The 12,873-nt window shown below is 41.1% G+C and carries 13 protein-coding genes; 11 read left to right on the top strand and 2 right to left on the bottom strand.

What is annotated here, in order from left to right; all coding sequences use genetic code 11:
* Window positions 1-75: 75 nt before the first annotated feature.
* The gene (locus GOM47_RS02745) at window positions 76-867 is read right to left on the bottom strand and encodes a DUF4037 domain-containing protein (protein ID WP_235081270.1); all 792 of its coding nucleotides are present in this window, start codon (window positions 865-867) and stop codon (window positions 76-78) included.
* A gap of 222 nt (window positions 868-1,089) precedes the next feature.
* Between GOM47_RS02745 and GOM47_RS02750 the strand changes: the two genes are divergently transcribed.
* The 11 genes from GOM47_RS02750 to GOM47_RS02800 all read left to right on the top strand — a co-directional run bounded on the left by GOM47_RS02750 (window position 1,090) and on the right by GOM47_RS02800 (window position 11,994).
* Window positions 1,090-1,470: a hypothetical protein gene (locus GOM47_RS02750; RefSeq protein ID WP_125841438.1), complete on the top strand. Its 381-nt coding sequence runs from the start codon at window positions 1,090-1,092 to the stop codon at window positions 1,468-1,470.
* 13 nt (window positions 1,471-1,483) lie between these two features.
* On the top strand, window positions 1,484-1,960 hold the full coding sequence (locus tag GOM47_RS02755) for a hypothetical protein (RefSeq protein WP_235080989.1): 477 nt from the start codon (window positions 1,484-1,486) through the stop codon (window positions 1,958-1,960).
* Window positions 1,961-2,198: 238 nt separating this feature from the next.
* Window positions 2,199-2,891 carry a phosphoglycerate mutase gene (locus tag GOM47_RS02760; protein ID WP_000240121.1) on the top strand — a complete coding sequence of 231 codons (693 nt, stop codon included), beginning with the start codon at window positions 2,199-2,201 and terminating at the stop codon, window positions 2,889-2,891.
* 121 nt (window positions 2,892-3,012) lie between these two features.
* Window positions 3,013-3,714, top strand: coding sequence for an ABC transporter ATP-binding protein (locus tag GOM47_RS02765; protein WP_235080990.1), 702 nt, complete (start codon window positions 3,013-3,015; stop codon window positions 3,712-3,714).
* A complete protein-coding gene (locus tag GOM47_RS02770; RefSeq protein ID WP_235081271.1) occupies window positions 3,710-6,418 on the top strand; it encodes an ABC transporter permease in 2,709 nt (902 codons plus the stop codon). The genes GOM47_RS02765 and GOM47_RS02770 overlap by 5 nt, the downstream gene beginning before the upstream one ends.
* Before the next feature lie 144 nt (window positions 6,419-6,562).
* The gene (gene rpsO, locus GOM47_RS02775) at window positions 6,563-6,832 is read left to right on the top strand and encodes a 30S ribosomal protein S15 (RefSeq protein ID WP_001018251.1); all 270 of its coding nucleotides are present in this window, start codon (window positions 6,563-6,565) and stop codon (window positions 6,830-6,832) included.
* Window positions 6,833-7,617: 785 nt separating this feature from the next.
* Entirely contained in the window at window positions 7,618-8,229 is a 612-nt protein-coding gene (locus GOM47_RS02780; RefSeq protein WP_009730425.1) for a CadD family cadmium resistance transporter, read from the top strand.
* Window positions 8,230-8,487: 258 nt separating this feature from the next.
* Window positions 8,488-9,534, top strand: a complete 1,047-nt coding sequence (locus tag GOM47_RS02785; RefSeq protein ID WP_235080991.1) for a FecCD family ABC transporter permease — start codon at window positions 8,488-8,490, stop codon at window positions 9,532-9,534.
* Between the two features lies 1 nt (window position 9,535).
* Window positions 9,536-10,291: an ABC transporter ATP-binding protein gene (locus tag GOM47_RS02790; protein WP_235080992.1), complete on the top strand. Its 756-nt coding sequence runs from the start codon at window positions 9,536-9,538 to the stop codon at window positions 10,289-10,291.
* A gap of 19 nt (window positions 10,292-10,310) precedes the next feature.
* Window positions 10,311-11,321, top strand: coding sequence for an ABC transporter substrate-binding protein (locus tag GOM47_RS02795; RefSeq protein WP_235080993.1), 1,011 nt, complete (start codon window positions 10,311-10,313; stop codon window positions 11,319-11,321).
* The gene (locus GOM47_RS02800; RefSeq protein ID WP_235080994.1) at window positions 11,302-11,994 is read left to right on the top strand and encodes an alpha/beta hydrolase-fold protein; all 693 of its coding nucleotides are present in this window, start codon (window positions 11,302-11,304) and stop codon (window positions 11,992-11,994) included. The genes GOM47_RS02795 and GOM47_RS02800 overlap by 20 nt, the downstream gene beginning before the upstream one ends.
* 42 nt (window positions 11,995-12,036) lie before the next feature.
* Here GOM47_RS02800 and GOM47_RS02805 read toward each other — a convergent pair whose 3' ends face one another.
* Window positions 12,037-12,786, bottom strand: coding sequence for a lysophospholipid acyltransferase family protein (locus GOM47_RS02805; protein WP_235080995.1), 750 nt, complete (start codon window positions 12,784-12,786; stop codon window positions 12,037-12,039).
* Between the last annotated feature and the right edge of the window lie 87 nt (window positions 12,787-12,873).

Below are 12,873 nucleotides of genomic sequence, written 5' to 3' on the forward strand. Positions count from 1 at the left end.
TATATATTGTGAAAATTCAAAAAGCTCATGAATCATCTGAAAAGCAGATTTCATGAGCTTATATCTGTTGGAGTTCTAAATGGATTCATTAATCAAGTGTTTAAGATTTGATAGGAGCTGTTCCAAAGTTAGGACTGTTTTCTGATGGTGATCTAACTGGTAGAGATTTTGAAAGTAATCTTGAATATCGTCTTCAAAATTTTGAGGTAGATGAGAGCAAGTGTTTTTTGCGAACTGGAGCATGCGTTTTTCTCCTGGATGGAGCTGTTCATTGAAGGCGAAGAGCAAATCGAAATAAGAGGCGAAAAACTCGCTACCGCGGTGATTGATACTGAGTAAGTCTTTGCGTTTGAGGGCTTTTTTGATTTGTCTTGAAAAAGCTGGCATAGCTTGGTCGAGAAGCAGGGACTGCTTGCTGATGATATTCTTTTTCAACTCAGCTGGATAAGGAAGATTGTACTTTTTCTGGAGGGCAGCATAGCGGCCGTCTCGATCATAGAGAATCTTGCTGTGGATCAGATTGTACCACATACAAGTAGTGTAAGAATTCTGAGCTTGGTGCTCTAAAACGACGGTCTGCAAGTCTTGGTCAAAGTCGTCCAGCGAGCGGTAAATCAGCTCAATCTCGACACCATTATTGAGGACGCAGTCGTCTTCCAGTTCCCAAAATTGATTGCCGATTTCCATATAGGAGCAGTACTTGCTGAGGATTTCTTGGCGGATGGCTGGCGCGAGAGGAGCGCTCAGGTAGACATAGACATCATAGTCTGAGTCTTGGTCAAAATGTTGGCCAGCCCGTGAGCCTCCGAGAGCCAGTGCTTCCACTTGCTCCAGTTGAGCCAATTCTTTAAAGAGATGTTGCGGTATAATATTGTCCTTCTTTATTTTTTCACATTATTTTAACAAAAAGTAAGGAGACTAGCAAGAGTGAAATGGAAATTTTTCTTCAAATATTTGCTGATATTTACTCAATTTTATTTCATATTATACAAATTTTTACTTTATAATATCAGAAAATACTTTTTTTTTTTTAAAAAAAGCAAATATGATACAATTTTATTTGAAAAAAATAAAAAAGGAGATTTTATTATGAAATCAAAAACACTTGCTTTAATTAGTGGTATCGTCGGTCTTGTGGGAGGAATTTTACTTCTTATTGGTCCTTTTGTCTTGTTGGGAACAGCGGTAAATACAGCTGCTACAACTCTTAATGGAGGAGCTACTGCAGGAGCTGTTTCAGGTGTTGGCTTGCTCTTGAATGCCTTGAAGATTGCAAATCTTGTTCTTGGTATTATTGCTATTGTTTACTATAAAGGAGATAATCGTGTAGGTGCAGCTCCGTCTGTACTAATGATTGTTTCTGGTGGGGTTAGTCTCATTCCATTCTTAGGATGGGTTGGGGGTATCCTTGCTATTATCGGAGGATCTTTATTCCTTGCAACATTGAAGAAATTCAAATCAGAAGAATAAAAGGCATTTTAGCATGAAAGGATCAAAAAAGTTTATCGGTCTAGGAGTGGTTCTATTATCTATTTCTCTTCTGGCTGCATGTGGAGTGCAAAGTTCAAAGACTGCTTCAACAAGTAATGATGAGAAGACAGTAGCAACATCTAATACCTCAAAAGAAACAATCACTTCCGATATGCCAGTTGTAACAGACGATGCGATTGAATCAATGCGCACTTATGCAGATTATATAGATCTTTATAAAAATATTTTTGATGATTATTTTACTAAAGCTGAGGAAAGTTTCAAAGGCACAGCTATGGAAAATAATGAGTCGTTTACTAAACTAAAAGAGTCAACTCAAAAATTATTCGATGCGCAGAAAAAATTGTATGATTTGCTAGGGTCGACTGAGATCAAGGAAGATGATAAATCAAAATTGTCTCAACAATTGAAAGATTTTAGAGATAATTTGCAAAAACAGTTGAAAACTTTGACAGCTCAACTACAATAAGATAGAAATTATTTTTTGTAGTAACGGAGAACAAATGGTAAAATTACACCCCAAATGTTAGAAATAGGGGTGTTTTTTTGAGATTAAATAATGAATATGGAATAGAAACTACCAAAAACAATGTGATTGCCAAACAGTCCTTTCCTTTTTGTTTTTCACTAGCTTTTTTGTGAAAAATTGTGTAAAATGGAATAGATAAACGAGGGCAACCTCGAAAAATTAAAGGAGAATCCATCTAATGGTAAAATTGGTTTTTGCTCGCCACGGTGAGTCTGAATGGAACAAAGCTAACCTTTTCACTGGTTGGGCTGATGTTGATTTGTCTGATAAAGGAACACAACAAGCGATTGACGCTGGTAAATTGATCAAAGAAGCTGGTATCGAATTTGACCAAGCTTACACTTCAGTATTGAAACGTGCGATCAAAACAACAAACTTGGCTCTTGAAGCTGCTGACCAATTGTGGGTTCCAGTTGAAAAATCATGGCGCTTGAACGAACGTCACTACGGTGGTTTGACTGGTAAAAACAAGGCTGAAGCTGCTGAACAATTTGGTGATGAGCAAGTTCACATCTGGCGTCGTTCATACGATGTATTGCCTCCAAACATGGACCGTGATGATGAGCATTCAGCTCACACTGACCGTCGTTACGCTTCACTTGACGACTCAGTTATTCCAGATGCTGAAAACTTGAAAGTGACTTTGGAACGTGCCCTTCCATTCTGGGAAGACAAAATCGCTCCAGCACTTAAAGATGGTAAAAACGTATTCGTAGGAGCTCACGGTAACTCAATCCGTGCCCTTGTAAAACACATCAAACGCTTGTCAGACGACGAAATCATGGACGTGGAAATCCCTAACTTCCCACCATTGGTATTCGAATTCGATGAAAAATTGAACGTAGTTTCTGAATACTACCTTGGAAAATAATCTATAAACAGAAAGCCTAGGATTCTAGGCTTTTTTGTTTTTGCTTCTAGTTTCCAACTAGTTGAAAAAGCGTTATAATGATAGTAAAGAGTGACTAAATTGTAAGAAAGAGAGAAGGACGATGGCTTATATTGAAATGAAACACAGCTACAAGCGTTACCAGGTTGGGGATACGGAGATTGTGGCTAATCGTGATGTGAATTTTGAAATTGAAAAGGGGGAGCTGGTTATCATACTTGGCGCTTCAGGTGCTGGAAAATCAACCGTTCTCAATCTCCTAGGAGGTATGGATACCAATGATGAGGGGGAGATTTGGATCGATGGTGCCAATATTGCCAACTATAGTTCGCACCAACGAACAAACTATCGTCGTGAAGATGTAGGCTTTGTTTTTCAATTTTACAATCTGGTCTCTAATCTGACAGCCAAGGAAAATGTGGAATTGGCCTCAGAAATCGTAGCGGATGCCCTAGATCCAGAGCAAGTGCTCAAAGACGTAGGTCTGGCTCATCGCCTGAATAACTTTCCAGCCCAGCTTTCTGGAGGGGAGCAACAGCGGGTATCTATTGCACGGGCAGTAGCCAAAAATCCTAAAATCCTCCTTTGTGATGAACCGACAGGTGCTTTGGATTACCAGACGGGGAAGCAAGTCTTGAAAATTCTCCAAGACATGTCTCGTCAAAAGGGGGCGACAGTGATTATCGTGACCCACAATGGCGCGCTAGCCCCTATTGCAGATCGGGTGATTCACATGCGCGATGCCACGGTTAAGAGCATGACAATCAATGAGCATCCGCAGGATATCGAAACATTGGAGTATTAGCATGAAAAAAACATACCGAAAAGACTTGCTCCAGTCAGTGACTGCTTCAAAGGGACGCTTTGTTTCTATCCTGACCTTGATGATGCTGGGTTCCCTGGCCCTAGTAGGTCTTAAAGTAGCTAGTCCAAATATGGAACGTACGGCAGGGGATTATCTCCGTAAAGCCAATACCCTGGATCTGGCCGTAATAGCTGATTATGGCTTGGACAAAGAAGACCAGGACGAACTAAAGACCCTTAAAGGAGCAAGTGTTGAGTTTGGCTATATGGCAGACCTAACAGTTGAAAATAGTGAAGAAGCGGTTCGACTTTATTCCAAACCAGAGAGCATTTCAACCTTTCAAGTGACGGAAGGTCGACTGCCAGAAGCTGATGGGGAAATTGCCCTAGCTGACTTCTGGAAAGACCGTTATCAGATTGGACAGGCTATCACCTTTAGCAAGAAAGAAGAAGGGAAGTCCGTTATAAAATCCCAAACTTTCACAATTACTGGATTTGTTCAGTCGGGTGAGATCCTTTCTAAAAAAGATTTAGGGAGTGCTAGTAGTGGAAATGGAAGCTTGGCTGGCTATGGAGTGATTTTACCCAGTCAGTTTGATTCAGATGTTTATAGTATTGCGCGTGTGCGCTATGATGATTTAAAAAACCTGGATGCTTTTTCATCAGACTATAGGACCAAACGAGCTCAATATCAGGAAGACTTGCAAGACATGCTTGCTGATAATGGTCAAAAACGATTGGTAAGCATCAAAACAAATGGGCAAAAGAGCTTAGAAGCTGGAAAAGACCAGCTACAAACAGCTGAAAGTAACCTTCAAAAAGGCAAGAGTCAGTTAGAGCAGGCTGAAAGTCGATTAAAAACTCAAGAAGAACCAGTGACCGCTTTACCAGAACCGCAAAAGAGTCAAATCGAGGGACAGCTGACAAAAGCTAAGGAAGAATTGGCTACAGAAAAAGAAAAACTGGCTCAGACAGAGAGTAATCTAGCCAAGGAAAAAGAGAAGCTTGAACAGCGTCAGAAAGAGCTGGATGAACTGGCAGAGCCGAAATACCACGTATACAATCGCCAAACCATGCCAGGTGGTCAAGGCTACCTCATGTACAGCAATGCATCGTCAAGCATTCGTTCAGTCGGGAATATCTTCCCCGTTGTGCTTTATATGGTCGCTGCAATGGTGACCTTTACAACTATGACTCGCTTTGTAGACGAAGAACGCACCAATGCTGGTATTTTCAAGGCCCTAGGTTACCGTAACCGAGATATAGTTGCCAAGTTTGTCCTCTATGGTTTTCTTGCAGGAACTGTGGGAACCACTTTAGGAACGCTTCTAGGACATTATCTCCTTGCAGGAGTGATTTCGGATGTTATAACAACTGGGATGGTCGTTGGGAAAAGTCAGGAGTATTTCTATTGGTCTTATAGTCTTATTGCCCTAGCTTTAAGTTGGGTATCCAGTGTTTTGCCGGCTTATCTGGTGGCGCGAAGGGAATTACACGATGAAGCAGCCCAACTCTTACTTCCAAAACCTCCCGTTAAAGGATCAAAGATTTTGCTGGAACGCCTGAGCTTTATATGGAGTCGTTTGAGCTTTACTCATAAGGTTACGGCAAGAAATATTTTCCGTTATAAGCAACGGATGTTGATGACCATTTTTGGAGTTGCGGGTTCGGTTGCTCTCCTATTTGCAGGTCTTGGTATTCAGTCTTCTGTGGGAGGAGTTGTCGAGCGTCAATTTGAACAAATCCAGCAATACCAGATGATTGTAGCGGAAAAGAGCAGTGCCAGTGAGCAAGAAAAAGCAGATCTAGAAAGTGCCTTGCAAGCTGGGCCTATCCATGCTTATCAAAAGATTTACTCTAAATCCATTGAAAAAGATTTCAAAGGAAAAGCAGGACTTCAGACTATCACCATAATGGTCACAAGCAGAGAAGACTTCAAGCCTTTTATCGCATTAGAGGAAAAGGGGCAAGAGGTGCAGGTTACCGATGGAGCGGTCGTGAGTCAAAAACTAGCTCAACTAGCAAATGTTAATGTTGGGGACAAGCTAGAGCTTGATGGGAAAGAAATCAAGGTCTCTGCGATTTCTGAAAACTATGTTGGACACTTTGTTTATCTCAACCGAGCGACATACGAACAAGTCTACGGCACCAGTCCGAAAGACAATACCTACCTAGTGAAATTAAAAGAGCCAACACCATCCAATACGGAGAAAGAAGCTGCTACCTTCATGGGAAAAGCTGCTGTTTCTGGGGTCGTCCAAAATGCGACAGCCATCCATCTCTTTGAATCCGTGGCTAGTTCGCTCAATAAAACCATGGCAATCCTTGTCCTTGTTTCCGTCTTACTAGCCATTGTCATTCTTTACAATCTCACTAACATCAATGTGGCAGAACGTATCCGTGAACTTTCCACTATTAAGGTTCTTGGTTTCCATAATAAAGAAGTGACCCTCTATATCTACCGCGAGACTATGGTGCTGTCCCTTGTGGGAATTGCTCTCGGTTTGGTAGCTGGCCACTATTTACATCAATTTTTGATTCAAATGATTTCACCAGCCACCATACTCTTTTATCCTCAGGTCAGCTGGGAAGTCTATGCTCTTCCCATCGTCGTAGTGACTGTGATTTTAGCCTTACTAGGTCTATTTGTCAATCACCACTTGAGAAAAGTAGATATGCTCGAAGCCCTGAAATCAGTAGAGTAATTCACGGGTTTAAATAGTAAATCAGTTGACAAAGTCCCTGCTTCTTGGTAGAATAAGAACTGTCGTAAAGACAAATAACTTCTTCTTGGTTATAGGCATGCCAACCTGTCACTCGGATGAAGCCAAATAAAAAGGAGAAACATCATGGCAATCTCAAAAGAGAAAAAAAATGAAATCATCGCACAATATGCACGTCACGAAGGTGATACAGGTTCAGTAGAGGTTCAAGTTGCTGTCCTTACTTGGGAAATCAACCACCTTAACGAACACATCAAACAACACAAAAAAGACCACGCTACTTACCGTGGATTGATGAAAAAAATCGGTCGCCGTCGTAACTTGCTTGCATACTTGCGTAAAAACGACGTTAACCGTTACCGTGAGTTAATCAACTCTCTTGGACTTCGTCGTTAATCTTGCGTCTAAAACGTTTCTATACTTCGTTGGCTTCGACTCGATGTACCATTAGTACAATCTTCGCCTCGTCGCCTAGTCTATAAACGTTTTATCCAGCAAGATTGGAGCTCTCTGATATTCAGAGGGCTTTTTATGTTGTCACCTTGCCTCGATATACTCAAGTATAATCTTCGGTTACGGTTCCTAGCACTGTAAGGTAAAATAAACCAGATCATCTCCCTTCGGGGAGATTTTTTGTTTCACTAACATTTTTGTACAATCTTCGGCTCATCGCCTAGTCTATAAACGGTTTATCCGGCAAGAATCATGATGCTAAGGGCGTTAAAAATCCGTATGAAAATAGGGAAAGGAAACAGTGTTCGATGAACACAAGGAGTTTCATCTTTTTCACTAGGATTTTAGCCCGAGCTCAAATCAGCTCTCTGACTTCAGAGAGCTTTTTTATTGAGGTTTTATCGGTCATAATTTTGGAGACTACAAAAACCTCAAATAGTATCAGCTAATGACACCATGAAGGTGCGCAGTTACTCGGCTTTTCAAGCCGAGTAACTGTCTGCAAGCCCCCTCGGAGAGCCCACACTTTACGAAGTAAAGTATAGTATGTTATACTTTACATGGAAGTAGTCACCGAATTCCAGTTAGAAATTACTTTGTAACTACGTTTTGAGGAGGAGTAAAATGCTTTCCTACGTTCGACATTACCCACTAGCGATAGCTAAATTAATGTGTCTGTGCTCTCCTAAAATCTGCTGATTTATTACTAACTAATACAGGAGGTTTTTATGGGACAGACAATCATATCTGCTATTGGTGTTTATATTTCCACCAGTATCGATTATTTAATTATTTTAATTATTTTATTTGCACAGCTATCACAGAATAAACAGAAATGGCATATTTATGCGGGGCAATATCTAGGAATAGGCTTACTTGTAGGGGCGAGTTTAGTTGCTGCTTATGTCGTTAATTTCGTTCCTGAAGAATGGATGGTTGGATTGCTTGGTTTAATCCCTATCTATTTAGGGATTCGCTTTGCAATTGTTGGAGAAGGTGAGGAAGAAGAGGAAGAAATTATTGAAAGATTAGAACAAAGCAAGGCAAATCAACTGTTTTGGACAGTTACATTGCTGACAATTGCGTCTGGCGGAGATAATTTAGGTATCTATATACCTTATTTTGCTTCGTTAGATTGGTCACAGACCCTCGTGGCGTTGCTTGTGTTTGTAATCGGCATAATTATCTTTTGCGAGATTAGTCGGATGTTATCCTCTATTCCGTTAATATTCGAGACAATTGAAAAATACGAGCGAATCATTGTGCCCTTAGTATTCATTCTACTTGGACTATACATCATGTATGAAAATGGCACGATAGAGACTTTTCTGACCGTGTAGATTTTTTTGTTTCACTAGGATTTTAGTCCGAGCTCAAATCAGCTCTCTGATTTTCAGAGGGCTTTTTACGTTGTCACCTTACCTCGATATACTCAAGTATTATCTTTGCTTATGCTTCCTAACACTGTATGGAAAAACCAACCATAATTTTTCTGATTTTAATTGTATTTTTTCCATAGCTTGTTACACAGTTGAAAATATGGTATACTTTTCATGAGAATTTTCTAAATTTTTAATATTCTATCAAAGGAGGTTTGCATGCTTTCCAAATTTTCTGGAAGCCGACAAGACCAGCAATTTCTGTTACTTTTAGTTATTTTGCTAGGTATTTTAGGGATTTCTCTCTTTCTAGCAGTTTCAATGGGATCTGTTGCGATTGATCTAGGAGATACCTATCGGATTATTTTGAGCAGGTTGGGATTTCCTCTTGAGATAGGAGAGGTTTCCAAGTCTACTCTTGCCATTGTATGGAACATGAGATTCCCCCGAGTATTGTTAGGTCTGATAGTAGGAGCAGGCCTTTCTATGTGTGGTAGCGTGATGCAGTCTACAGTGAACAATCCCATCGCAGAGCCTTATGTCTTAGGAATATCTGCAGGTGCAACTCTAGGTGCAACCTTGAGCATCATTCTTGGTTTAAAAGTGATGATTAGCCTTGGAGCTTTTCTTGGAGCTATTTTGGCAACAATTGCTGTCCTCATCATTGCCTCTATGCAGGGAAGAATGACGACTTCTAGTCTGATCTTATCAGGAACGGTAGTCAACGCTCTCTTTCTGGCTTTTTCCAACTTTATTATCTCAGTCGGAGCTAATGCGGATAGTGTGATGACCATTAAGTTTTGGACAATGGGCTCGCTTGCTGGGACTTCCTGGGCAGACTTGGTCCTGCCAACTATGGTAGTAGGAATGGCCTTTCTATTTTTCTCTACTCAGTATCGTGTTTTCAATGCGATGATGATGGGAGATGAGGCTGCTTTAACTTTGGGAATTCCCTTACGCTTTTATTGGTATCTTTATGTGACCATGGTGGCTGTGCTGACAGCAGTCTTAGTGGCAACATGTGGAATTATTGGATTTGTCGGTCTGATTACTCCACATTTAGCTCGAGGGTTAGTAGGAACGAATTACAAGAGGCTTTTTCCCGTTGCAACCTTGCTGGGTGCCCTCTTTGTCATCTGGGCAGACGTACTCTCTCGTATCATCATTCCAAACGCAGAGCTTCCTATTGGTATTTTCACAGCCTTAGTAGGTGCTCCCTTCTTTATCTACATTGTTGGAGGTAGGCGAAGGGAGGTGAGGGTCTGATATGGACTTGATTTGTCAAGATATCCATTTTGGACTAGGAGAGAAAAAAATCCTCAAAGGAGTCTCTCTTAAGGTTGAAGGGAATCAATTTCACACGATACTAGGACCAAATGGAAGTGGAAAAACCAGCCTGCTTAAACTCCTCTATCGTCAGGAAAAGGCAGACAAAGGTTTGATAAGCCTAGATGGAAAGCCTCTGGAACAATGGAGGCTCAAAGAAACAGCCAAGCAAATGGCAGTTGTTACCCAGTTTAATCAATTGCAGTTTGATTGTACAGTTGAGGAAATCGTCTTGCTGGGAAGAACTCCCCACCTCTCTTTTTTACAGAAGGAAAAGGAAAGAGATTATGCCCTTGTTCAAGATGCTCTCGTCAAGGTGGATATGCTTGAGAAGAAAACTCGTCTCTATTCGTCCCTGTCAGGGGGAGAGAAACAGCGAGTCTTATTAGCCCGCGCCTTGGCGCAAGAACCGACTCTCTTGCTCCTGGACGAACCAACCAATCACCTGGATATCAAGTATCAGCTAGACTTGTTGGCCATTGTGAAGAATCTCAAGGTCAATGTTTTAGCTGTCCTACATGACATTCAACTTGCTTGTCGCTATTCGGATTATCTCTATCTGATGAAAGAGGGAGAAATCCTTTACCAAGGGACTCCAAAGGAGACCATCACCCCAGAGTCATTGCAAACTGTATATGGAGTTCAAAGTCAGGTTACTTGGACCGAGGATCAGCAAGCTATGATTCACTATTTATAAGAATGAAAAGGAAAACAAGATGAAAAAAACACTAAGCATTTTACTCGTAACAGTAGCTACCCTAACCATGGCAGCTTGTGGTAATACTACTACAGAAAAAGCTACCACACAGTCTAGTACAGAAACAAGTCAAAAAGCCAGCACAGAGACGACTTATCCGTTAACGGTCAAGACCTATGATGTTAAGGGAAATGAAGTCGAACAAGTCTTTGACAAGGCACCTGAAAAAGTTATCACCAACAATCTTTCAACCACTGAAATCTTATTGGAGTTAGGCTTGAAGGATAAAATTGCTGGCATGCTTAACCCTGATAATGCTGTGACGGACAAATACAAGGACGCGATTGCGACGATTCCTCAAATTGGGGACAAAAAAACAGTCTCACAAGAGACAGTCCTTTCTTATGAGCCAGATGCTGTGATGGGTCGAAATATGATGTTTTCTGAAAAATCCTTGGGGACAGTTAGCACTTGGAATGAAAACAAAATCCCAGTCTATACGCAAAAAGCTTCTCTCTCAACGATTCAGCAAAATTTGGGAAATATCGTAGAAGATGTCAAAAATCTTGGAATGATTTTCAATGTTCAGGACAAGGCCAATGAATACGCAGCCCAATTACAAGCTAAAATTGACGCTGTTAAGAAAGCAAATCCAACAAGCCAAGGTGAAAAGAAAAAGGCTTTGATTATGGTTGCTTATAATGACGAAACCTTTGGTGCTTACAAGTCTGCTTTGCAAGAAAGCTTGTTGAATCAACTTGGTTATACAAACGTTGCAACGGGAACATCAGGATTGACCTTGGAAAATCTCGTGTCAATGGATCCTGAGTTGATTATCTATGTGACCAGCGACCGCAATAAAAAATTGGATGCTAACGCTGTAGAGTTGATGAAGAAAAATGCTGTTTTGGAAAATGTTCCTGCTATTAAGAATCAAAAAATCATGACCATCTCTTACGATGAGTTAATGGACTATGGTCCAGCAGTGATTGATTCCCTTGAGAAAATCAATGACTTTATCAATAAATAACGCGTTTGATTGGGAAGGAATCCAAGTCAAGGTCAGCCTTCCTTCGACCTATGATCCCAATCAAACCTATCCAGCGATTCTCTTGAATGATGGAAACTTGGATTTTCTATCTTCCCTTTCTGAATCTGTGATTTTAGTGGGCTTGTCCTCTAAAAATCGCCTAGATGACTACACTCCCTGGAAGGCATCTGCTCTGAGAGATGGAGCTCAAGATTTTGGCGGTCAGGCAACTGCCTATCATGGTCATTTATTTGGAGGTCTTTTAGACAAGTTGCAGTCGCTTTATCGCCTGGACAAAAATCGCCTTGCCTATGGAGGTTACTCACTAGGTGGATTGGCTGCTGTATACAGTCTTTTCCATTTTGACAAGGTCTCCTGTATCTTCTCTATCTGTGGTTCCTTTTGGTATCCTGATTTTGTGACTTATTGCAGGGAAGAAAAGGTGAAAAATTTGGACTGTTTGCTGTATTTACAGAATGGTCAAACAGAAGGAGCCCATCATACCAATCGCTTGGCTCAAGCGCCAGTCTATGCTGAGCAGATTCATACCAGTCTTCAGAAACACTATCCGACTAGTCAGTTTGTCTTTGATCCCTATGGGCATCATGAGCAAGTGGCTGAGCGATTTCTAGTCTTTTCCAGCTGGTTGGCCCAAAAATGGAAAATTGCATAAAAGAAATATCCCTTGGTAAAAGCCAAGGGATAATTGTATTTTTTAACCAAGTTTCTCTCTCTTCTTATCTGGATTCCAGATAAAGCTTGCGATGAAGGTAAAGATAATCGTTAGGATACCAACAATCACAGCAAGGAAGAGGGCAGGGATGCGGACAAACCACCAGAGTGGATTTGGTTTTTTATCATTGTGCCACTGCTTGGTTTCTTCGTCCAAACGTTGGAATTCTGCTTGGATACGGTCTGCAACCATTTCGATTCCTTCATCATTCATTTTCTTGATGTCTGAGATATCGATAGGATTTCCAAAGTTCATATCCACACGTTCACGGCTAACCAAGCCTTTCAAGGTCATGGGACCAGTATAGGTAACTGGCATGATACGGACCTTAGCCATCTTGGCAATCAGAGCAACTCCGCCTTTGACATCTGTCGAGTGGCGACTACCACTAGGAAACATGATGAGAGAGCGGTCGCTTTTTTTGAGGACATTGATAGGGTACTTGATGGCAGAAGCGCTAGGATTTTCCCGGTCGATAGGAAAGGCCCCACACATACGGATCCACCAGCCAAATATGCGGTTGTTAAACAGCTCTTTTTTGGCCATAAAGATGAACTGTTTTGGTTTGGTCGCAAAAGCCATGTAAACTGGATCCCACCAGGTACGATGAGGTGCGACCAGGATATAGTTTTCATCTTGACTAGGGATTTTATTAGTATTGTGGTAGTGGGCATTGCCATTGATGGACCACAAGATCAGCATGACTAGTCCACGCAAATAAGTATAAAACATGAGATCTCCTTCGATTGTATTGCTTTTATTATTATACCTTATCGAAAGACTACTGGCAAACTTTTTCAGTTATCAGTGGACAGTTTT

The sequence above is a fragment of the Streptococcus oralis genome, from assembly GCF_021497945.1.
Classification (GTDB): domain Bacteria; phylum Bacillota; class Bacilli; order Lactobacillales; family Streptococcaceae; genus Streptococcus; species Streptococcus oralis_BR.